General features: G+C 37.7%; 17 protein-coding genes. 12 read left to right on the forward strand and 5 right to left on the reverse strand.

The window, feature by feature from the left end; translation table 11 throughout:
• Positions 1–27 precede the first annotated feature (27 nt).
• From TW85_RS11570 to TW85_RS11620, 11 genes are all read left to right on the forward strand, one after another.
• Positions 28–813: a hypothetical protein gene (locus TW85_RS11570; protein WP_046017270.1), complete on the forward strand. Its 786-nt coding sequence runs from the start codon at positions 28–30 to the stop codon at positions 811–813.
• Between the two features lie 595 nt (positions 814–1,408).
• A complete protein-coding gene (locus TW85_RS11575) occupies positions 1,409–2,617 on the forward strand; it encodes a TIGR02391 family protein (protein WP_202904855.1) in 1,209 nt (402 codons plus the stop codon).
• A gap of 137 nt (positions 2,618–2,754) precedes the next feature.
• Entirely contained in the window at positions 2,755–3,486 is a 732-nt protein-coding gene (locus TW85_RS25465) for an HNH endonuclease (protein WP_052702114.1), read from the forward strand.
• Between the two features lie 665 nt (positions 3,487–4,151).
• Positions 4,152–9,224: an AAA domain-containing protein gene (locus TW85_RS11585; RefSeq protein WP_046017272.1), complete on the forward strand. Its 5,073-nt coding sequence runs from the start codon at positions 4,152–4,154 to the stop codon at positions 9,222–9,224.
• Positions 9,221–10,603, forward strand: coding sequence for a hypothetical protein (locus TW85_RS11590; protein WP_046017273.1), 1,383 nt, complete (start codon positions 9,221–9,223; stop codon positions 10,601–10,603). The genes TW85_RS11585 and TW85_RS11590 overlap by 4 nt, the downstream gene beginning before the upstream one ends.
• An 85-nt stretch (positions 10,604–10,688) precedes the next feature.
• Positions 10,689–11,468: a hypothetical protein gene (locus tag TW85_RS11595; RefSeq protein WP_202904856.1), complete on the forward strand. Its 780-nt coding sequence runs from the start codon at positions 10,689–10,691 to the stop codon at positions 11,466–11,468.
• A 113-nt stretch (positions 11,469–11,581) separates the two neighbouring features.
• Positions 11,582–12,025, forward strand: coding sequence for a hypothetical protein (locus tag TW85_RS11600; protein ID WP_046017274.1), 444 nt, complete (start codon positions 11,582–11,584; stop codon positions 12,023–12,025).
• 788 nt (positions 12,026–12,813) lie between these two features.
• The gene (locus TW85_RS11605) at positions 12,814–13,578 is read left to right on the forward strand and encodes a transporter substrate-binding domain-containing protein (protein WP_046017275.1); all 765 of its coding nucleotides are present in this window, start codon (positions 12,814–12,816) and stop codon (positions 13,576–13,578) included.
• A gap of 188 nt (positions 13,579–13,766) precedes the next feature.
• A complete protein-coding gene (locus TW85_RS11610) occupies positions 13,767–14,660 on the forward strand; it encodes a LysR family transcriptional regulator (RefSeq protein WP_046017276.1) in 894 nt (297 codons plus the stop codon).
• Between the two features lie 178 nt (positions 14,661–14,838).
• Positions 14,839–15,780, forward strand: coding sequence for a 2OG-Fe(II) oxygenase (locus TW85_RS11615; protein WP_046017277.1), 942 nt, complete (start codon positions 14,839–14,841; stop codon positions 15,778–15,780).
• A 537-nt stretch (positions 15,781–16,317) separates the two neighbouring features.
• Positions 16,318–16,641: a hypothetical protein gene (locus TW85_RS11620; RefSeq protein ID WP_046017278.1), complete on the forward strand. Its 324-nt coding sequence runs from the start codon at positions 16,318–16,320 to the stop codon at positions 16,639–16,641.
• A 131-nt stretch (positions 16,642–16,772) separates the two neighbouring features.
• On the opposite strand, the gene TW85_RS11625 is transcribed toward TW85_RS11620, so the two are convergent.
• From TW85_RS11625 to TW85_RS11635, 3 genes are all read right to left on the reverse strand, one after another.
• On the reverse strand, positions 16,773–18,623 hold the full coding sequence (locus TW85_RS11625; RefSeq protein ID WP_046017279.1) for a monovalent cation:proton antiporter-2 (CPA2) family protein: 1,851 nt from the start codon (positions 18,621–18,623) through the stop codon (positions 16,773–16,775).
• A 1-nt stretch (position 18,624) separates the two neighbouring features.
• Entirely contained in the window at positions 18,625–19,233 is a 609-nt protein-coding gene (locus TW85_RS11630; protein WP_046017280.1) for an NAD(P)H-dependent oxidoreductase, read from the reverse strand.
• A gap of 242 nt (positions 19,234–19,475) precedes the next feature.
• Positions 19,476–20,321 carry an enoyl-CoA hydratase/isomerase family protein gene (locus TW85_RS11635; RefSeq protein ID WP_046017281.1) on the reverse strand — a complete coding sequence of 282 codons (846 nt, stop codon included), beginning with the start codon at positions 20,319–20,321 and terminating at the stop codon, positions 19,476–19,478.
• A gap of 342 nt (positions 20,322–20,663) precedes the next feature.
• Between TW85_RS11635 and TW85_RS11640 the strand changes: the two genes are divergently transcribed.
• On the forward strand, positions 20,664–21,446 hold the full coding sequence (locus tag TW85_RS11640; protein ID WP_046017282.1) for a transporter substrate-binding domain-containing protein: 783 nt from the start codon (positions 20,664–20,666) through the stop codon (positions 21,444–21,446).
• 22 nt (positions 21,447–21,468) lie between these two features.
• Here the strand turns inward: TW85_RS11640 and TW85_RS11645 are convergent, their stop codons facing one another.
• A complete protein-coding gene (locus TW85_RS11645) occupies positions 21,469–21,948 on the reverse strand; it encodes an Lrp/AsnC family transcriptional regulator (protein ID WP_046017283.1) in 480 nt (159 codons plus the stop codon).
• Between the two features lie 287 nt (positions 21,949–22,235).
• Positions 22,236–23,099: a hypothetical protein gene (locus tag TW85_RS11650; protein ID WP_046017284.1), complete on the reverse strand. Its 864-nt coding sequence runs from the start codon at positions 23,097–23,099 to the stop codon at positions 22,236–22,238.
• Positions 23,100–23,179: the final 80 nt, after the last annotated feature.

Consider the following 23,179-nt stretch of genomic DNA (forward strand, 5'->3'; position numbering starts at 1 on the left):
GCTCTACACAGTTTACAGGAGGGATAAGTGAATAAGAACTCTAATTCATTATTGGATATGGTAAAAAGGAATATTGCCTTATGGGGTTTTGTTGCTTTTCTTGCTTTAGTCGTAGTACCTATCGGGTTTGATATAAGTGAGCCCTATTTGAAAATTTCAATATCAATAGGTTCATCACTTTTTGTCGCATTAACTGTTTCATATTTCATAAACAAAAAGGTCGCAGCGGCTACAAATTTCGAGGTTACTGAACTAATTGATGCAAAGTTTCCTAAGTTACTTCAGATTGATGAGATTGGTTTAGATAGAATAATCTATGAAAACAATATGGAATCTGTTGGTGTTGATTTAACTGAACCTGCTGAGCTATTTATAGCAATGAATGATGGAAAAAACTTTTTTACCAACAACTCTAGGAAGCTTTCCGAGCGATTTAAAAAAGAACATCGAAAAACGACTGTTATTTTAATGTCACCTGAGTCTGAATCTGAGAAAATACTAAATACAAGAAATGGTAAAAAAGATAATGGCTACTATTCCAACAAGATCAAAGATGCAACAAGAGACTTTGAAGAATTCCATAAAGACTCCCCAGAGTCCAATCATTTAGAAATTAGATATTTCGACTTTAATGTCTCAATGTCTGTCGTTGTGACTGATGAAGTAGCGATTGTAGGTCTATATAGAAACTCAGCTGGAAAATCACTAACTCCTCCAAGCTTTGTATTTAAGAATAATGGTGATAGTGGAGAGTATGCGAATATTTTCAAAGATGTGAATAATCTAGTAAAGGCGTCTAAGATCCATTGCTAGCCTGACGAAAAGTAAGTTTTCGGAAGTTGAGGCGATAATATAACAAGGCCATGCACCGATAGAGTATCGACATCAGGCCTTACAAGCAGCTTAGCAAAGCTTTCAACTTTATGGGGGCACTTCACAATAGGCTGTTTTTTTTGCCTTACGAAAGCTCAATTACTCTTAAATGGGTTCAGGTTAGATCCGATTATTACTAATACTGCACTAATATATAGTGAAAAACATACTCTATTTTCCACCCGTATACCGCCCGCGGCTTTTTGTACTAAATATAAATAATGATTAATAATCAATTGTTTATATAGTTAATTGCCGTTTTGTCAGAGGAAAAGGAAATCTCTAATGAAATTGCTTAGATTTAACGTTACAAATATCAATGAAGTGGCACGAACTATCATTGTGCCCATTACTAAATTATGTAGAATCAATTAATTATCTTAGATGTATGTAAATAGCCGTACTCGACAAGAGTAAATAGGAATCGAAATAACGCTCATACGTGTTTAGCCAGGAAGGCTTTCAGCTAATCAATTGTCCTTCCTTTTTCGAATTAATCAGATGTGGCGTTTTGAGTCCAGTGGATAATCTGAGCGTGAGCATTATTAAAGTGTTACGTTTTTTGCATCAAAATAATATACAGAGGAATATAATGTTTACGAAGGATAACTTTAATAAGGATAATTTTGACGATGGCTTAGTTGACGCTGTTGGAGACAGAATTTTGAATTCTGCTTATACGGATTCAATTCTTGCTGGTACTAAATATTTAACTCAATTTTTAAGAGATAAAGGTTCGTGTGAGGGAGATGGTTCACAATTAGTTGGGCAAGTCCTAGGAGGAACTGCACCTAAACTCCCTATTAATAGTTTGCAAAGTGTTTCTGAAAAGGATGAACAGAAAGGGTTAGAGCAGATAATAAGAGGTTTCTATGTTTGTATAAGAAACCCTAGAACTCACGAAATAACTGAAGATACAGAAGAGTATTGTATAAGGATAATGGTGCTTATCGATACTCTTCTTAGCTACTTAAAACGTGAAACAGAAGAGTTTGATGTAGCAGGTTTTGTTGATAGAATTTATGATCCGCATTTTGTTGCTAGTAAAGAATATGCTGAAACATTAATTTCTCAAGTACCAGAGAACAGGATTATTGATGTTTTTAGAATTGCATTTGGTAGGAGAGCTGAAGGACGAATAAAGGAAATTAAATTCGCATTTAGAGCAATGTATCAGTTAATGCCACAGAAAGATGTTTCTGTAGCTATAGAGCTAGTTGGAGAAGTATTAAGGAAGGAAACAGAAACAAAAGATATTGCAAATTTGTTCAGACTTCTTAAGCCTAGAGCCTGGGGAATGTTGCAAGATGATGTGAAACAAAGAATAGAGAATATGGTAATAGATAGCTGTAAGGTTGGCCACTTTGACATTTATTCTGGCATTGATCAAGGATCACTTGGAACCTGGGGCAACACTTTCGGGAAATACTTTACTCGAAGAGACGATCTTGCAAACGCAATTATATCAAGATTGGAAAGTAACTGGTATACCCAAAACTACATAGCAAATTACTTTATTTACTCTCTCCCAAGCATTGTAAGAGGTGATGAAAAGCGAGAAGAGTTAGCGGAAAATTTGGCATACGCTGCTTTAAGTAATAATGCTAAGTTGGTACGCAATGAGCTATTGGATGCTTGTGAAAATTACCCTAATAGCCTTAAAGAGCAATTAAGAGTTTCAGTGCAAGAAAGGCGACAATATGATCCTAATTATGCTGATAAACTTTTAGAAAAATTATCCTAGATAGAATAAACCTAACGAAGCTTTTTAAGTCGTACAAATTACTATCGGGTATAGTTCATCCTTCACAAACTTTAGTCAACTGTATTTAGTAACTTAAAGCGACGTTAGGGATCTTCTTCAACAACGGAGTTAATGCTTTGAATCTTAACGATGAAGGAAAAAAAATATTAGAGGTTTTGGTCTCTCATTTAGAGAGAGTAAAGCCAGGAAGGCAAGATACATATCTTGGCTATAAGCAAATGCATGAAATATTGAGTCTACCAAGGGTTCGTGAGCGTTGGGGAGATAGTCTAAAAATTCAAGGATTATCCGCACTTGCAGAGTGGACTGAAAGAAACGAATTACCAGGTATTACTGGATTAATTATAAGCAAAACAACTTTTGAACCTGGTAAGGGTTATTTTACTCTTTTTAATAAAAATGAGAGTGATTATAAGTGGTGGGAAGAAGAAATAAGAAAGTCGACAGTCTATGATTGGTCAACATATGTATCAAGTAATATTGAGTTTATTGCAGTAGATTTAGACACCCCAGAGCGAGATGATTTAACGGTATCAAGAATAATTCGAGATTGCTCTCTTTCATACTTTGTAAAACAGATTCATAACTATGAGTGCCAAATATGCGGCTTGGCTATAGGCCTTTCAGGTGGAAATAAATATGCAGAAGCACATCATTTAAAACCTCTAGGAAAACCTCATAATGGCCCTGATTGTATAGAAAATATGATCTGTGTATGCCCAAATCATCATGCAATGCTTGATTATGGAGCGATAGAAATTGATACGTCGAAAATCAAACAAATTAAAGAGCATGAGATTTCCAGAGAATATATAAACTATCACAATATTAACATTCTCAAGTCCTAACAAGTATGTTAAATGGAACGTTTTTCGCGCACTTACTTAGGCGTTAACCCCCATAATAAGAAGCAGCCAATAGGCTGTTTTTTTTCGTCTTAATAAAACTCAATTTTCTCTAAATAGAGAAATGTTAGGTACGGCTATCGCTAAAAACATGTAAAAAGCATACTCGATTTTCCGCCCCTATACCGCCCGCGGCTTTTAGTACTAGGTATGAAAAGTTATTAATAATCATATGGGTAGAGTATTAATTACCGTTTTGTTAGTAGAAAAGGAAAGTTCTAATAAAACTGGCTGTATACAGTTCATTTTAGGTTTTGCACAATTTTAGTGAAAATCGGTATGCTTTAACATTATAAATATCAATGATGTGGCACGCTTTGTCATTGTTCTCATTATTAAATTATGTAGAATCAATTAATTACAGTAGTGGCATGAAAATAACCGTGCACGACAAAAGTAAATAGGAATTGAGATAACGCGCATGCGCATTTAGCCAGGAAGGTCTTCAGTTGATAAGTACCCATTCTTCAAATTAATTAAGCAGGTGAGACGTTTTAGGTGCGGTGGATAAATCGGACAAACCGAGAGTGCGTATTATTAAGCTGTTAGGGCCTACAAAACAACACCTGAAAGCCCTTCATAATTATATAAGAGTATAGAAATAGAAAATGGACGTTAAATATTGGGAAGGCGGATTAACGCTGCATGAAATTGATGCTATTGAGAAAATGGCTGAAGTATTTGGGCAGAAAAAAACGGAAATAAAAAGTGAAGCACCAGCTTCTGGTAAGCCAATAAAGCTGGGATCATTTGACCAGCTTAAGCAGTTAAGGCCCGAAAGTAGTCCCATGTGGCCTTGGAAAGGTTATGCAGGGTTCCGATTGATTGGTGGTCGGAACAATGAAGGAGAGTTTGATTTAATCATTGTTACCCATTTTAGCGTCATCATTGTTGAGCTTAAACATTGGAATGGCGAGTTAATTGCCAATGGTGATCAATGGTATCAAAATGGAGAGCATCGAGGCCGTTCAGCCGTAAGTATTACCCAAGACAAGCAGTACATGCTTCGTGAAAAGTTGAGAAGCTCTGGACGAAAATTCCCTAGCTTTGAGGGGAATAAGTTTAATTCTCCCAGAGTTGATTTTTTTGTTGTACTCACAGGAACTGCCAATGGTAGCAATCTTCCAGAAAAAGACAGGAAGCATGTACTTAATCTCAAAGAGTTTTTGGCACTTGCTGATGAAAAAATCTTCGAGAAGACTTTTCTTCCTGCAAATGTACCTAAACGTGCTCTCAACCTGCGACTCAATGAAGACTTTGATGTGTTTGATAGCATCTTCAATGATGGGCAAACAAAACCAAAAAGTTTGCTGGTTAATGGTTATGAAGCTGAAGAGAAGATTTACCCCCCTGAAGGTGTTGATTCGGTTTATACCGAGTTCCAAGCAAAATCAAAGCAAAGAAAGGATGATAAAGCGCTTTTAAGACGTTGGGATTTTTCTAAATTCAACGACCGTGATCTGAAAACAACCGAGGGACGCTATAAGGTTGTTTCTCATGAGAAGGAAGTTCTTACTCATATACGCCAATATGATGATGAATTATACAAGTCTTGCCTGACTTCCCTGACCAATATTGAACCATCTCAAATAACTCAAGAGTTTTATGAGTTATACGAGCTACCTTATGGGCATAGTCGATTTAATGATTATGTGGCTGATCATGCCGATAAATTAAATGATGAACAGCGTTTGAGCTTGGTGAAAGTGCTTCTTCATCATTTCTCCTCTTTGCATGGGATTAATATCGCGCATCGAGATATTGGTGATCATAGTTTGTGGTTGTCGCCCGGCAATAAAATTGCTCTTTCCAGCTTTATGTCTTCGTACCATCAGCCAGCTGGCACTGTTGGGCCTAGACGGAAGACTATTAGTACTGGAGTTATCAGTCCTCCAGAAGATCGATCAGAAAGTTTAGATCATAGAGCTTCTGAGTATCACCGTGATGTGTATGCACTGGGGGTTCTGTGTTTCCTATTGCTTTCAGGTAAACGTTTATCTATCAAATCTGTAGAAGCTGCCTTACAGGGGATTGCAGAGAGCACTGAATGGTACGGAGTTGTTCTACGAAAAGCTGTTTCTGATATTCCATCAGAGCGATTTAATAATGCTGATGCTATGCAGGCGGCTTTGATTAGCGCACAACCTGTTCAGGAAGCTATTGAGCTATTTGATGATTCTTTATTAGATAAATACCGTAAAAAAATAAATCTTTATAAGGTTTATTGTGAAGATGAGGAAATCTCTAGTGATGAACTGAAAGAGATTTATCGCTCTGATGATCAGTTGGTAAAGATTTGGAATAATGTAAATGCTGGTAATGATCAGGCTGGTGTGTATCAGTGCATGAACTTCTTTGATCAAATAGAGAGGATTGGAGAGGTCGCTCCTGATTACCTAAGTACTATTAGGGATTATGGCATTACGCATAAGTCTGAATTGTTTCTTGTTCAAGATTATATCGATGGAGAGTCTTGGGGTGATTGGTCTAAGAAAGATCATTCTATAGAAACATGCTTGGCAGCCATTCAGGCCTTAATACGTAATATTGAGCATTTAGAAGGTATTGGCTTGAGTCATGGCGATCTCCATCCGGGTAACCTACTGGTTCAGGAAGATGGTGATGACTTACGTGTTGTACTGATTGATATTCCTGACTTCACAGGCTCTAGTGAAACGGCTCGAAATCACAGGTATAGCCCAGAGTATATTGAATCTGCTACGACAAGTGAGCGTGACAATTTTGCAGTTATGCGTATTTCAGCCGAGCTGCTTGCTCTCGACTGGGATAACCTTCAGGCCGAGACTGAATATTCAGTTGTTGCAGAGTTATTGAAGGAAGAGACAACTGACAGTAATGGCTTCTTGTCTTTGAATCGATTCAAATCTGCTTTAGTGGAACAGTTTGATCCTGTAGATGATTCGATCAGCAAAGTTAGTGTGAGTTTGAATCGAAGTGATTTCGAAGAAGCAGTTACTATTTTGCCTGATAACGGTGAGCTATATGTGTATATAGAAAAATCTCGCCAAAAAGACAACTCTGTTAAAGTTTCATTCTACGGTGTTAATGCTTTTCTGGATGTGTTCTTTAATACAGAGGGCGTGCTGATTGAAAATGCACTAGTTCCTAGGGCGATTGATGGTGTTCCTGGATGGGTGAAGAATAAAAGTCAGTTGGTTCTTAATCTGAGTATTGAAATCCTTACAGGGTATAACGACTTATCTGCTTTGAATAATCACTTATTGGAGCAAGAAACCTTTTTACCCGATTGTAAAAATATTGCGAATCCAATTGAAGATGATAAGGATATTCACGAAATCAAAAAGCTGATGGAGCAAGTCTCTTCACCAGCTCCTCAAGGTGTAGATGCTAGTACGGATAATTTTATTAGCTCTGGTCTTGATTCAATTCCTCGCTCAATCGATAAAAAGTTGACCACTAGAAATATCTGGAAGGCTATCATTGAGGCGGAAACTGAAGCATTACCAAGTATTGAAGTTGGCGATGACCCTCAGCCTGATTTGAAACGAAATGAACTGATTATCCCTTACGATTCTGATTCTGAAATTCTTGATAGCTTTAATCGCGATGATGAGGTCTTTGCCATCAAGAAGGTCGGTGATAGAGAATTCAATCTTGGAAAGATTATTCTTGAAAAATCTACTAGCTCAGAAGTCAGGCTGCCTTTAACCAATAAGAAAGGCCCTGAACTTGGTGATATTTTGTATCTTAGAACCAAGAAAGATCGGGCATCTTATACTCGTCGTAAAAAAGCGATGGAGAGAGTATTAAATCAGTCTTCTGTAGTGCCTGATCTGGTGAGTTATTTTGATCCTCTACAGGACATGAAGCCTGTTCATTTTCATGATGGCCCGACTGATGATCAATTGTCTCGTTATGATAGAGAAGATAAAGATAAAAAAATCAGTTTGAATAAAGCTCAACGAAGTGCATTCCGCATGTTATTCAGTAAGGGGCCTTTATCATTATTACAAGGTCCTCCTGGAACGGGTAAAACAGAGTTTATAGCAGCCTTTGTTCATTATTTGTTAGAACAGGACCATGCCAACCATATTTTATTGGTGAGTCAGTCCCATGAGGCCGTTAATACAGCTGTTGATAGAATTCGATCACATTGTGATCGCCTTGAAACGCCTATTGATATTGTTAGATTCAGTAATCGTGAATCTTCAGTGTCCGATGGGTTAAAGGATGTATATTCGAGGAATATTATTGAGTCTACTAGGCAATCATTCATTGCTGAATTGAAAGAACGGATATTACATCTTCAGCCCGCTCTAAGGTTGGATTCAGATTACTTAGAGGCTTTGCTAGGTGTTGAATTTGGCGTCAAGAAAAAGATCAAGAACCTGATACGGCTTCAAAGTGATGCAAAAGACGGAGAGGATGAATCTTATATCAAGAGTGTTACCCAAACTATTGCATCTCTAGAAAGCCAGTTGAAGAATGAGTTAACAGAGCAATATGATATTCTGAGCTTTGATCTCAGTAATGTGGCGGACAAAGTTGATAAAAAGATCAATCAGCTTTATGGCATTGGTCCTCATGAATATCGTCGAGTGAAAGCTTTGATACAAATCATCGATGATTATAAAGAGCGTTTGGCTACTAACCCTGGAAGTTACGAAGAATTCCTGGCTAGGTCTCGCACACTTGTTTGTGGTACCTGTGTAGGTATGGGGCTTGGGCATTTAGGGGTCAACACAGTGCAATATGACTGGGTGATTATTGATGAGGCAGCCCGTTCTATATCCTCTGAGCTAGCGATTGCTATGCAGTCTGCCAAGCGAGTTTTATTGGTTGGTGACCACAAGCAGTTACCACCGCTGTATCAGGATGAGCATAAGAATGTGATTCTTCGTAACCTCGGTGTTCCTAAGGTTGAGCCAGCACTGTCTCACGTCTTTATGAGTGATTTTGAAAAGGCTTTTGAGTCTTCTTATGGTCAACATATTGGCAGTAGTTTATTGACTCAATATCGTATGGCAGAACCTATTGGTAATTTAGTCTCACATACTTTCTATGATAAGAAATTGCAAACTGGGGAACGGAATATACCTGATTTTTATCGTAATGGTCCTGAGGCATTAAGATCAACGGTTACGTGGCTGGATACCAGTTCCAGAGGGAAAAAGTCTTATGATAGGCAGGATGGAACAAGTTTAATCAACCCTGAAGAAGTTGATCAAATCATTCATATTCTTAAGGAGATTGAGCAAGACTTCGACTATTGCCAAAAACTTTCAGATCTGGTCAAAGAAGGTGAACCACCTATAGGTGTTATCTGCATGTATGCGGCTCAAAAGCGTGTACTTAGGAAGAAGTTTAATGAAAGTAACTGGAGTGATAGTTTTAAGTCTTTAGTGAAAATTGACACAGTAGATAGCTATCAAGGCAAGGAGAATCGTGTTGTTATCGTTTCTATCACGCGTAATGCTGAAGATAGAAGGCCTCGCTTCTTAAAACAACCAAACCGAATTAACGTGGCGATGTCACGTTCAATGGATAGGCTTGTTGTGGTTGGCTCAATCGCTATGTGGAATAAAGAAAATTCGGAGTTACCTTTGGGCAAAGTTGCATCCTTTATTCAAGAGCGACAAGGAGAGGATTACAGGATTTTGAAGGCTAAAGATGTTTCTAACAGGAGGGCTGCCAAATGACTGGTCATCACATGAGAGTTGTGCAAGAAATAGACATCGCTGTGCCTGTTCAGGCGTTTCGTTTTGAGTATATGGTTGTTGGCCGAAGTGAGTTGTCCTTCATCAGAGAGTTTGTTCTACGCTTGTTGAAAGTGGGCGAGATGACATCTGATCAAGTGGCTAAATTTCTCGGCCTATCAGAGAAAGAGATACGAGTAGCAATATCTCAATTGAGCTCTCTGAAAGAGATTGCGATCGGTAATGATGGGCGTTTAAGTTTAACTGCCAAGTCTTTGAAGTATTTCAATGGTGAAGACGCAAGGCCAAAGGTTCGATCGATTTTCGAGCGGACTCATACCTTTAAGTTTGACCTATTCAATTTTGATCATATTCATTCATCTCAAAATACTGGAAATCCGCTCAGGGCCATAAAATTGACACCTGACCCTGCTATTTCAAGTGAGAGTACTTCCCATGCTAAGCAGGCCTTTCTTCGATCCTATTTAGATGTGTTTGAAAAAGAATCAATAAGGTTTGATGGCATCAGTAATCTACATGATATTGAGTTGTATAAGCTTAGCGACATCAGAAAGAGTAAAGATCATCACGTCCGAATTACTCTCAGATTCAACCTTGATGTTGAGAGAAATACGATTGAGCGTAGCTGTAAGCATAAACTTTACGATAGTGCGGCAATTCCTAGTACGGTTAATGAGTATCTTTCTGTAGCTTCTGAGGCTGATAATATTCAAAGCGTAGCAAAGGCGATGGATTTATTTGAAGATGGGTTCTCTTTAGATTGTTTAACCCCTGACGGCTTTGATGGGACTGGATACGATATTAAATTGCGTAGTGAGTCTTCGGCGAAAAGTCGAACTGAGCATTTTATTGGAGCTTCAACCCTCACTGATAATTGGGAAAAGATATATAAACCAATAAAATCATTAGTTAACAAAGCTTCTTCTGGGAAAGGTGACGCCCCTCAGGTTATTTGGGTGGCTCCATCTGATAGGCATTGGATTCAATCGGAAACCATGTTTAATCGGATGAAGAGTCTGAAAAACTTAGTGAGCGATAAATATTTTTCATTAATGATTCCTATAGATGGTGCTGATGACCGTGATGGAATTCGTAACTGGCGTTCTCAACTAGGAGAGCTTAAAGAGCAGTCTGAGAAAGTTTGTTCAGGATTTCTGGATGGTATTGTTGAGCTTATTATTGTGCCTGAAAGAATAGCTGTTGTTGTATACCACCTTCAGCGCTCGAATGAGCCAATGACTATTCCACTTGGATTTATTACTGAAGATAAATCGTTGGTTAAAAAAATTAAAGCTAATTATGAGTCATATCTTGATGGCTATTCTGAAAGCCTTGAGAATAGACAGCTCGGAAGTTTATGAATTTGAAAGCCCTAACAAGTCAAAACACTCGGACGCAGCATAGCTGCGCCGGTGTTTGCGGCGTTATACGTTTTGAGAAATATAGATGGCTAGACTAACTCCAAAACTGGAAGTTGTAAGGGCATTGTTTGTGCGCTCTGGTAACCAATGTGCGTTTCCAGGCTGCACTCAACCTCTAGTCAGCGATAACAATAAGTTTATAGGGCAGATTTGCCATATCGAAGCAGCCATGCCTAAGGGTGAGAGATACAATGAAAGTCAATCTGATGAAGGTCGAAGGGCATATGAAAACTTAATTCTATTCTGTTACCCGCATCACATCGAGACTGATGACGTTGACGAATATACCGTTGATGTCCTTACCAAAATAAAGCTCGAGCATGAGTCGCGGTTTGAAAAATCTGACTTCAAGATTAATGAATCAGCACTTAGGAAATTAGTTAATGAAATGGATGACTATTGGTCAGACATCGAGCGTTTGAATGGAATAGACCACTCCTTTGAAGAGCTAGCATTTAAAGTAGATGCGAACGGGAGTTTCTTCGATGTAATAAATAGTGCTAGAGAAGCAACAGATTGGATAGAAGAGCTTCTAAATAGGCTCCATAAAAGTGATTGCAATCTTCCGGATGATTTTAAGGAATTCATTTCCAAGCATGGGGTAGATCCTAGAATATTTGAAGATGTTTCATATTCACTAAATCCATTCGAGCTACGAAACTGGGAAGATCACAATCTTGCAACTCCCAATTGGCTTCAGCGTTTACGAATTGATTTGACGCACATAGAGGTCAAGTACCTAGAAGAGTATCTAAAAACAAATAGCAGCGACTTAGTAGCAAAGGACATATTAAAGCAGCTTTAGCTGAACTGGCACAGCATGCAATACATGTTGATTAGGTCACGTATAACAAAGCAAGGCAAAATCGCCCTGCGGGCTGGACGCGCGCCTTTATAACGATATGAGAATTTGGTGTAATGTCTGAAATGCATGAGTATTCGAAAGTTAAAATAGCATTGGAGTATTTAGAGTCAGCTGTTGATGAGTATGACTTACATGATCGTTATTTTTCTTCTATGAACTTAGCTTTTGTGGCTGAAGAGTTGTTGGGTAAATTTGTTAGAGTGCATACTGGAAAACCTGATAGACACTCAGGGTCAGTAGAAACTCTTTTAAAATTGCAAGAAAAAATTGACTTTGGTTTTAAAGATAGAAAAAAGTTAAAAAAGCTTCTACTCAAGGGTAAAAATACAATAAAGCACATGGATAATATTAGTGACAATATGGCTAAATTGTATTATCCAATAGAAGTTGAAGCTTTTTGGACAATTGAATGCGCAGTTGAGAATATTAAGTTACTGGAGATTCCTGTGCCAGATAAGGTTCAGGGTTTCTTAGATAGTTATGAAAGACCTGAGTGAAATCTTCAAAACAAGCCCTTTAAACGGAACAAAAACAGTTGGTTAGATTCCGCTTTACTTCACATTATAACCAACTGTTTTGTCCGCTTAATTGGGCGTTAACCCCCATGAAAAGAAAGCAGCCAATAGGCTGTTTTCTTTTCCCTTAAGAAAATTAAATTACTTCTAAATGGATAACGATAAAATCAAACTCTTACTGAAATAGCATAATTAAAACGCGAAAAAGACTCTCTATTTGCTGCCAGTATACTGCCCACGACTTTAGTATTAGTCATGAAAAGTTATTAATAATCATATGGATAGAGTTTTAATTGCTGTTTTATAACGAGAAAAGGAAATTGAAGTATTACGCACGTGAGCTTTGAAACCCTAGGTGTTATTAGGTGTTAAGGGGGACATTTTGTTCACGCTGTTATTTTTGTGTTTACAGCAACCTAAGTTATAGCGCTCGCAGATTGCGGGCCTTTCTCATTTCTAAGCCCTACATTCGTGTGGGACTTTTTGGTTTCTGGAATGGATGGCATCTATGATGCTTTTACCTGATAAGTTTTTGAGGTGGTTGTTTCAAGTTTTTGTCGCTGAGCTTATGGCTGAAGCTAGTTTGCTCATTTCCCAATTAACTCATTTTATAAGCGCTACCATGTTTTATTGTTAAAACTAGCTAGGCGCTCTGTTACCAAATATCCTTACGGAATATTTACGATTGATATACATTGATTATACTGAATGAAGTTCATTTTAACTTTTTCATTTTCCATGGCTTATTGTATCAAGAGATTTAACTATTAATGAAAGCGCTTAACAATCGTATTTTATCCTGTGTTAGTAAACTTGCTGTCCTTTCCTTTATCTCTTTATTTTCGTTAGGTGCCTCTTCGTCTGAGTCAAAAGTGATTGTCTTTGGCTCAAATGAAAAGCTGGTAGAGCAGTATGTTGCTCAATATCTCATTGAGAATATATATGATTCATTAGGATTACAGTTAGTAGTCGTGCCGCTGCCACCAGCTAGAGCAAAAAAGTCAAATTTAAACAGAAGGGTTGATGGGGAAATAGCGAGAATTACTCCCTATGGAAATGATAAGCCTAGTCTTACTAGAATTGAGCCAAGTTATTATTATCTAGAAACGGCTGCCTATTGCTTAATTGATTCTGAGTTGAGAATAACAAGCGCAAAAGATCTAGAAGGCTTAACCGTGGCAAGCATTCGCGGTGTTGCTCACTCGGATGCCGCCACAGCAAAGTTGAAAACAGTTCATAAGTTAGATTCAGCCATACAGTTATTTGAATTTTTAAAATTTAAACGAGCTGATGTTGTCATAGACACTGAAATCAACGGAAGAAGAATTTTACTAAAAGATGAATATCGCCCATTTATTAAAAGGTGCGGGGTGTTTAAGCGATTTGAACTTTTTAATTATATAAATGAAAACAGATTAGAAATCCGTCAAAAAGTGTCCAATAAAATTAAAGAGTTACATGATTCTGGTAGGTTAAACGAGCTTATTATAGAGGCTGAAAAGAAGGCCTTGCTGCTTGGTCCAGAACACTTTTAAGTCAATTATCTCAGTAGGATTCAGCTATTTTTATTTCAAAGCCTCGATCTTATGCGAGGCTTTTTCTTTCTTGGGCTTTCTAGTTTCATTGGCGTCAGGTTGGGCGAAATATTTTAATTCAAATTTATTTCATAAAGCGCTATAAATACAATCAATTCTTTAATTAATATTAATAATTGGCCCTCAAGATGAACAATGAACACCTTAAGCTCTTTATCCGTGTCGCTGCGACAAACAACATTAGTTTAGCTGGTAGCGAGCTTGGTTTATCTCCTCCTGTGGCAAGCATGCATATTAATAAGCTAGAGGAATCCTTGGGGGTCAAGTTAATTCACCGTACAACACGTAAAGTCTCTTTGACTGAAGAAGGGCGTGAGTTTTTACCTCATGCTGAAGATGTGTTGAATGCAGTTAACAATGCAAAAGCGTCTGTTGGGGCAGGCAGTTTTACGCCTCAAGGTACCATTCGTGCCACTGTTGCATCGTCTTTTGGCCGTATGCATGTCGTGCCTGCTTTAAAATCCTTTTTATCCTTGCACCCTCAGCTTAAAGTCGATCTTAGGCAAAGTGATAGCATTGTCGACATGGTGGAAGGTGGTTTTGATGTTGCGATTAGAAATGCATCTTTAAATGACTCTAGTCTTGTGGCCAGAAAGCTCGCATCCGATAGACGCATTATATGTGCATCACCTGAATACATTGAAGAATTTGGAGAGCCTAAAACCCCAGAAGCGCTGTTAGAACATAATTGTATTAATTTAATTGGGATTGATTACTGGGAATTTCAAACACCAGAAGGGCATGTGCGGATCAAACCAAAAGGCACTATGAGAATAGATAATGGTGAATCTACAAGGGATACTTGTATTGATGGAGCCGGCATTACAATATCCTCTAAATGGTGTGCTTATAAAGCATTGGAAGAGGGCAAGTTAGTTCAAGTTTTAAAGGACTATCCGCTAGCTACAGATACAGCAATTTGGGCAGTCTATCCCAGCTCTAGGCTATTGGCTCCTAAAGTAAGGGCCTTTATTGATTTCTTTGTCGATTATTATGGTGAAGTTCCATATTGGGAAAGTTAGCGTTTTATGTGCTCAGCCATTAATCATTCGTTTGATAATATAAAATAGAATTTTATTATCAATAAAAAGTGAATACTGTCTAGTCATTCATGTTATTTATCAATAACACTAGATGTAATAAATTATTCTCCCATAAGATCTAACAAAGTTAGTTCACTTTTTATTTGGAGAGAATGAGATGACCAAGACAACTACTTTAAATTTAAATGAGACATCTAGCCGGCTAGTTGAAGCACGTGAATTAGCGCTACCATCGCGTCAAGAAATGCTGAGCCGTTTGCCATCGGTTGAGCGCTTTTGGGATAAAAACCGAGATTTATTAGTCGATGCGTGGAAAGAGTGGGAAGAGTCGAACAAAGCGCAATTAATCGCGCTTGATGACTCAGTGATTGATAAAAACTTACGTGATGCTGTCAATCAGGCTTGGTTTGATCCTACTACTGAATCCAATGTTAGTGACTTATGGAACGAGGTGGCACCAGGCGTATTTCTAGCTCAGTTCTTTGATAAAGAGCAAGTTGCTATTTTAAGAGAGTTCCTAGAAGAAGTTGCTAATGCAAATATTCCTTTAAGACCCCCTTATGGTATTTCTCTTAATCGCTATGGCGCTATGCTTGACCCTCGATCAGATGGTTATTTAGCCGCACCTGAGTTCCAAGCCTTTTATAATCAGCTACTTGATAAGTATATGAGGCCTGTAGCCCGTATGCTTTTCCCAGAAGTAATGGGATATGACAGCCAAACCTTTGGTTTTTCAATAAAGTGGCAAGCAGGGATGGATACTTCACTTCGTTTACATACCGATGCGTCAGCTGTGACAATGAATATTAATATGAACTTAGAAGGTGAAGCATTTACAGGTTCTGAGGTTGATTTTTATGATCCAAGTACAGGTAAATTGAATCGTCTATCGTTTGAGGCTGGCACAGCAATGATTCACCGAGGCAATGTGGCTCATGCCGCTCAGCCTATTACAAGTGGAGAACGTTCTAATATGGTGCTTTGGTTGTATGGTAACTCGATGCAAGTACCACAAGCTTCAAAGCAAACTAATACTGTTGATGCAGCTAAACGTTGGACAACATCCACTGAGAAAAAAGATAGGTATGCTCCGTTTTAGAATTTTAATAAGAAGTAAATATAGTAGCGGTAGGTTAATTGGTAATAGAGCCTACCGTCTTAGTTTATAAATGTCTTATAAGTTTTAAATTAAAAACAGATACTCTTCAATAGTCGCAAATAATTTATTTCAAATAGTTTTGATAGATAGAAAAACTAGTATCTTTGATGGGAACTAGTTTTTTTGATCTAATCAGAAAGGTATAAAAATATCGTCATTAGAACCTTTCAAAATCTGATGTAAAAAATGGCATAGTCAGTAATTTACTAAAAAAGTTGTGTTTTATTGTTTGTAATGAGGTGTAATGTGTTTTTAATAAACATAAAAACATCGTAGAATTGTAAATACGCAGACAAACTAGGGATGGTTAGAGTGTTTTATCTTACTAAAATAATATTTAGAGTTAGATAAACTACATCATATCAAAAGCTACCATCAGTAAGATTTACTGCAAATTGATCTGCTTGAGGTTAATGTAAACATTACTTTACCCATGGCTGATTTTATGAATTTTTTGATAATAAGTGAATTAAAAGTATGAGCGTTAAATTGAAACTAAGTTTTATTGCATTCGTTAGTATGTTTCTTGTGGCATGTGGATCTGTACAAACAAAGAGTGTTGCTGAAATAGAACAAAGCTTTGAAAATAATGTTAATTTACACTGCGGCTATCGAAATGATATGAAGCCAAACAATAATATGGATTGCGCTTGTTATACTCAAGTGATGAGTGAAGTGACACCGTATGAAGTAAAAGTATTATCAGATGACCCACGACAAATTAATAGAAGTACAAAAGCAGTTTTGAGTGTGATGATTGAAAATACAGATCGAATTGAAGCATGCAGAACACCAAGCTAATAAATTTATATTGATAAAAGCAAGCCACCTTTTAGGTGGCTTGCTTTTTTGATTTTAGTGATCCGTTTTTAATATAAAAAAGTTGTAAACCTCAACTCCTATATTCATACAATTAAGTCGTTAATTCCAACTTAAAGCTCTGGATTTTTAGCTGTCCATGCTTTATCAAGCGCCGCTAGGTTTTCATTGTTATCCAATTTCATCACTTCTTCTAACTGAGCGTGGTGCTTTTTATAAAGCGAAATATAGCTATCTTCCTCGCAGCGCTTTTTGTAGAGCTCAGGAAGTATTTCGGCATCTTTTTTACGAAATATTTGCTTTAGCCTATGAACTTCATAAGGATCCATGCCTAATTGTTTTATCGCAGATTCACCCATATTTAAAGCTGTTCCAAAGGTTGCAGAATAAATATCAGTTACCCCTAAATCCATGAACTCAAAGGTGGACTCTCTGTCTTTAGCATTAAGTACAATTTTAAGGTGAGGGTAGTGTTTCTTTGTCAGTTCAACGAGATGTTTAACCAGCACAATATCGCTAAAACTAATGATTAAAATCTCTGCATTTGCAGCACCGGCAGATTCTAATAAATCTAACCTTGTCGCATCACCGTAATAGACTTCAAACCCTAACTTTCTTAGCACTTCTACATTGTTAGCATCGTAATCTAAAATAGTGGGTTTTATACCTGCTGATAATAGAAAGCGGCCAATGTCTGTGCCTAACCGTCCAAAGCCAGCAAGAATTACTTTGTGATCGCTTTTATCGATGACATCTTCTTCAATATCATTTTGAGTATCTAAGTCGTCTTTGTTCATTTTGTCGTGTAAAACAAACAAAATTGGCGCTAAGAACATAGAAATAGCAACGGCAGATATAAGAGGTTCAATAATATCAATTGGAAGTACGCCGCTGCTTTTGGTGAGTTGAAAGAGAACAAAGGCAAACTCTCCACCTTGTGCTAGCGCGATAGCAAACAGTGGCCTTTCTTTGGGGCTAATACGGAACACTAAGCCTATAGTAATTAATACTAGCCATTTAATGGTGATTAAAGCCAAGGTTAAGCCAAGAATTAATGCGATATTATTGCTGATTAGTGTGAAGTTTAAACTTGCTCCGATCGATATAAAAAATATACCAAGTAATAACCCTTTAAATGGTTCGATGTCACTTTCAAGTTCATGTCGAAATTCACTATCTGCGAGCACGACTCCCGCTAAGAAAGCGCCTAACGCTGGAGAAAGCCCAACCGTCATCATCAATAGTGAGGTACCAATAACAAGCGATAGGGCGACTGCAACGAAAATCTCTCTCACCCCTGTTTTAGCAATAGCACGGAAGACAGGGCGGCAGGCATATTTACCTAAAACAAGGACGAGCATGATTGCTGCTAGAGTCACAATGATTTGCATGTAATTAGGTAAAATACTGATATCGACAAGGACAGATGAATGATGATCTCCCCCTAAAACAGTTAATGTAGCAAGTAAGGGAATAATGGCTAACATGGGGATAACAGCTAAATCTTGAAAGAGTAAAACAGCAAATACAGACTGGCCTGCTTCTGTTTTCATCTTGCCTTTTTCTTGCAGTGTCTGTAATACGATAGCTGTGGAGGATAGCGATAATATCAAACCCACTGCCAAGGCTTGTTGCCAAGGCAAAAAGAGCAAGCTTACTACAGTGATAATGGCACTTGTAACGATAACTTGCGTTCCGCCAAAGCCTAAAATAGGTGTTTTTAACTGCCATAATAATGAGGGTTTTAACTCTAAACCCACAAGAAATAGCATCATGACCACACCAAACTCAGTAAAGTGCATGATCTCTTCAATGTCATGAATTAGAGAGGCACCAAATGGCCCTATGATTATGCCAGCAATTAAATAGCCTAATACCGAGCCAAGCCCAAGCTTTTTTGCAATAGGTACGGATATCGCGGCAGCGGTTAAAAAGATGAAAAATTGCAGTAGAAAGGCTTCCATCTTAATGCTCCTGAATTAGCTGATTGAGGTTAGTATTTAGCCGTTCTAATTGTTTGGCTTCTTCTAAATTAATTAGAGAGTCTCTAAGTGCTGTAATGGTTTGCTTATAATCTAAGGCGTACTCGTTTGTTTTTTCTGTACCAAGTCCTCTGTGTACACCAGTAACAGCAAAAGGAGGGAGCCATATAAGGCCGCATAATTTAGCAGTGGCCTGTAGAGGAGACGTGAGTTCTTTTAAGGTAAATTGGTTGTAGCCATCTGCTTGATATGAGGAGCCATCACCACCTGTTGATAGTGCTTGAAGAATTACTTTACCTGTAAGGGCTTTGCCATTAGAGCCATAAGCCCAGCCGTGCTCTAGAACTAAATCCATCCATTCTTTTACAATGGCTGGGGAGGAGTACCAATAAAAAGGGTGCTGGAAAATAATAATATCGTGCGCTTCACATAATTGTTTCTCACGCTCTATATCAATCATAAAGTCAGGGTAGTTGGCATATAAATCATTAACTGTGACACCTTCAAGCCCTGTGACGGCTTTTAGTAACGCTTTATTTACTTTTGAACGAGACTTTGCTGGATGAGCAAAGTTTATTAATACCTTCTTCATAGGGTTATTCGCCTAATTCTGTTACGCATCTTATTAAGTCTCTTGTCCATTAAACTGAGCCAGTATCCATAAAATTTTTTGCTTTTCTTCCTAGAGCACTTTTTAGAATAGAAAAAAGAGGCATAGAAAAATCGCTCTCTATGCCTCATAGAAACTTAAGAATTTAATTTATAAAGATTGAACTTCTTACATCTTTTTCACTAGGTTTAAGATGTATGCGAGCACTCGATCCAGAGCGTTAACTAGTTAATTTCTTGAACTTTCATAACGAGTTCATTCCAGTTGCGTTGGTTTTCAATATCGTGTTCTAGGCCTTGTTCATCCGCGATGGTGAAGCGTTTAATTGCCGCTGTTTTACTTGTTGCTTGATATAGCCAATAAGCTTCGGCTTTAAGTGCTTCATCAATAGGCTTATCAATAGACTCATACACGGCTTGTTTACAGGCATTGATTGATTCTGCTGGAAATTGAGAGATACGCTTTGCTAGATTTTCAACGTATGGGCCGATTTCATCTGCGTCAAAGGCTTTGTTGATTGTGCCGTAAGCTTCAGCTTCATCTGCATCAAAATCACGGGCACTTAGAATAATTTCAAGGGCTCTACCTAAACCAACTTGTCTTGCCATACGAGATGCGCCACCACCACAAGGTAGAATCCCCATGCCGACTTCCATTTGCATTAGTTTGTATTTACCACGTGCTGCAAATCTCATGTCTAGCGCTAAGGCAAGTTCATGGCCACCACCACGAGCAAAACCTTCTAGTTTGGCTATGGTTGCTTGAGGTACTTTACTGATGCGCTCGCAGATAGATTGTAGGTCGAGTAACTGAGCGTCTTCTCTTGATACTGCTTCTTCAGACATGTCTTTCAGTAGTTCAGTATCATAATGACATACCCAAATTTCAGGGTTAGCAGATTGAAATACGACCACTTTCGTATTGCGATCACGCTCTAGTCGCATAGCAAGACTGTTAAGGTCGGCAAGCATTTCTTGACCTTGAACATTCACTGAGCCGAAGTTAAATGTCACTGTCAAAATACCTTCATTTTGCTCAGTTGTGAAAGTTTGAAAACCTTCATATTTCATAATCATTTCTCCAGTAATAGCATTCAATATAAGAAACACAAATTGATAGATTGCTTATCAACAGTGTGTTCCACATACTAAATTGTTAATGGGAAATTTATTATTGAGCATAAATATTAAACAGATTTAATATTTTTTTAATAATTGTTGTTTATGATGAATGCAATAGACTGAGATGCTTACTTTCATAACTAGCGTAGCTGTCTCTCTGTATATCAGCAGCTATGAATGTAAACAGGCTAAGATAGCTCTGCTTAGCCTGTTAAACTTTATAAATGAGCTAAAGAAATCTAAGCTGATTGTATTGCTCACATTTAAATGTCCAATAAAACTGGAAAACTAATGACGGTTCGATACCTTCAAAGACTCTGTTTAACTCTATCTTTACTCTTAGTGCAAAGTAGCTTTGCTGAGGAGGCTCTTCAAGAGCTCTTAGTCGTGAGACCTGATGGTTCTTGGCCACCACATGAAATGTATGTAAATGGTGAATTGACTGGGTTTCATATCGAGTTAGTGCAAAAGGTTGCGAGCACAATACCCCTTAAACTTAAGTTTGAAAGCTTACCTTGGAAACGAGCTATCGAAATGCTTAAAAAAGGGGATGCAGACGCCATAACATACATGGGCAAGACAAGTGAGCGAGAGGCGTTTGGCTACTTCTATGATGGAAATGTCATTTCTAAAGCGACTGTTGGATTTTTCATTGAGAAAAAGTATTTAAATAATATTCAATTTTCTGGCGAATTAAGTTCTTTAATGCCTTATTCGATTGGTACTGTACTGGGGTTCTCTTATCAAGAAGAGTTTGATCAGATGACTTCATTAAACAAGATTAATATTGCTGAAAATGAAGAAAACCTATTAAAAATGTTGTTGGCAGGCCGTATGCAAATGGCAATTGGTCATGTTGGTGATATTGGCTATCATGCCAAGCGTATTGGTGTTGCGAATCAGGTAATATTTTTAAAACCCTATTTAACTGAAGGGAGGGAGCATTACATAGTGTTTGCCAAGGCCAAAGGCCATGACCAATTAGCTAAAACCTTTTCAGAGGCAATGAAAGCGTTTAAATCAACGCCAGAATACCTAGCGCTACAGCAAAAATATGGGCTTGATGAGAAGTAGCCCATTGGCTTTAACTGAATCTTTAAATCGTATTTAAGTTTTGTAGAGGGATGTGGCTCTTTTCAACACACGACTTCATCACTACAAAGCTAAAGTATTTTTTGATACCTATGTCTTTATCAATGAGACTTTCCATGAGCTCTTGATAGTCTGCAATATTTTTTGTCACAAATTTAATCAGGTAATCATAGCCGGCTGAGATTAGATGGCACTCTATTACTTGGCTTAATTTTGCAACTTCATTTTGAAATCTTAAAGTATCTTGCGGGTGGTGGCTTTTAAGGGTTACCTCAGCAAAAACAGTGACGTAGTCGCCTAGTTTTTCTAAGGCAATTTCAGCTGAATAACTTTTGATATAACCGTATTTATCAAGTTTTTTCACACGCTGTAGGCAAGGGCTAGGTGACAGAGAGACACGCTCGGCTAGCTCTGTATTGGTTATGCGACCATTTACTTGTAACTCTTGTAGGATTTTTAAATCTGTTCTATCAAGTTTGAGCATGACCTTAAAGCCTGTAAGTAAATATATCGATGTATTCTAGTAATGATGATGTAGATTAAATTTAGGCAGCAGTATATTCTGCTGAATTTTTAAATGCAAATAGTTATCATTTGATAAGTTGTTTTAATGCCTTATCTAGGACAAGAAGTGTAGAAATAAGTGGTTTTTGTCCTTTATTAGAATTATGAATGAAAACCTTTGCTAGTTCCTAAAGCTTAAATTGGTTATTTCATTGTTTAAGACAGCATAATATTTTGCATAAATATGTTAGCTATTTTGAAGCCAAGTCAACCCAGTGCTTGGCTCGCTAAGCCGATGGTATGGATGTCACTCTTAGGAATAGGTAGGTTACCACGAGCCATTTTTGTGGCTGTTTCATGTAAATTTAGGCCTGTACTTTTTATAAAGTCTTTAAAAACACCTGAGTCTAAATAGGTATCTATTCTTACGAACTCATCTTTAAGGTTATTTAAAATAGGGCTTACGAGTTCAATCGCCTGTTCTTGGCTTTTCGCGATAATAGGCCCAATGACATAGCCGCGGCCAAACTTTCGACAAAGAGCAAACCCAGTTATTTCACCATTATGTCGAATTAATCTACCTTGTGAATTTGCTAAAAGTTGCGAGATGATTTCATCACGTGAGAACCCCATTGCTGCATTATCAAGCTGTTTAATCTCATCATGATCTAAAACCTGTATTTCTTCTGAACAACGCGAAGTACTCGGTAAATGCTTAACATAGCCGTTATGGTGGTAAACATTTTGAATAACCTTAAAATCCAAACTTAAACAAAGGGGAAGAGAGTCTCTTGTGGCTACTAATAAAACATTACGATTACCAATTTGGTTTTGAACGTGTTCGGCAAGCCAGCGGCCAGCGCCAAGGGCTTGTAATCTAGGGGAGGAGATTCCCATGCCGACACTGGCAAAATTTTCATCATAGGAAAACCACATCATTGAAGAGACGAGCCTTCCTATCAAGTCATGAATAACAAAACCTTCGCCTAACTTTAGAAGCTCTGCCCAGTCTGCATCTCTATGTGGCCAACGTACTGAAAGGGATAGTTCGTGTAATTTTGGAATGTCATTCAACTGCATCTTTGCAATTTTAACTTCATATTCATTTAGTAATTTATCTTTAGATAGCATTGAATGACAGTCTCCGAAGCCCAGCTATTATTTTTGTATCAGCATTTTGACAGCATTATATATCAACAACTTATGTTTTT

The sequence above is a fragment of the Marinomonas sp. S3726 genome, from assembly GCF_000967665.1.
In the GTDB taxonomy this organism is placed as follows: Bacteria; Pseudomonadota; Gammaproteobacteria; order Pseudomonadales; family Marinomonadaceae; genus Marinomonas.

Coding starts and splice junctions, on each gene's coding strand:
- TW85_RS11585 (WP_046017272.1), top strand. CDS start 4,152: ATGGACGTTAAATATTGGGAAGGCGGATTAACGCTGCATGAAATTGAT.
- TW85_RS11590 (WP_046017273.1), top strand. CDS start 9,221: ATGACTGGTCATCACATGAGAGTTGTGCAAGAAATAGACATCGCTGTG.
- TW85_RS11595 (WP_202904856.1), top strand. CDS start 10,689: ATGGCTAGACTAACTCCAAAACTGGAAGTTGTAAGGGCATTGTTTGTG.
- TW85_RS11600 (WP_046017274.1), top strand. CDS start 11,582: ATGTCTGAAATGCATGAGTATTCGAAAGTTAAAATAGCATTGGAGTAT.
- TW85_RS11605 (WP_046017275.1), top strand. CDS start 12,814: ATGAAAGCGCTTAACAATCGTATTTTATCCTGTGTTAGTAAACTTGCT.
- TW85_RS11610 (WP_046017276.1), top strand. CDS start 13,767: ATGAACAATGAACACCTTAAGCTCTTTATCCGTGTCGCTGCGACAAAC.
- TW85_RS11615 (WP_046017277.1), top strand. CDS start 14,839: ATGACCAAGACAACTACTTTAAATTTAAATGAGACATCTAGCCGGCTA.
- TW85_RS11620 (WP_046017278.1), top strand. CDS start 16,318: ATGAGCGTTAAATTGAAACTAAGTTTTATTGCATTCGTTAGTATGTTT.
- TW85_RS11625 (WP_046017279.1), bottom strand. CDS start 18,623: ATGGAAGCCTTTCTACTGCAATTTTTCATCTTTTTAACCGCTGCCGCG.
- TW85_RS11630 (WP_046017280.1), bottom strand. CDS start 19,233: ATGAAGAAGGTATTAATAAACTTTGCTCATCCAGCAAAGTCTCGTTCA.
- TW85_RS11635 (WP_046017281.1), bottom strand. CDS start 20,321: ATGAAATATGAAGGTTTTCAAACTTTCACAACTGAGCAAAATGAAGGT.
- TW85_RS11640 (WP_046017282.1), top strand. CDS start 20,664: ATGACGGTTCGATACCTTCAAAGACTCTGTTTAACTCTATCTTTACTC.
- TW85_RS11645 (WP_046017283.1), bottom strand. CDS start 21,948: ATGCTCAAACTTGATAGAACAGATTTAAAAATCCTACAAGAGTTACAA.
- TW85_RS11650 (WP_046017284.1), bottom strand. CDS start 23,099: ATGCTATCTAAAGATAAATTACTAAATGAATATGAAGTTAAAATTGCA.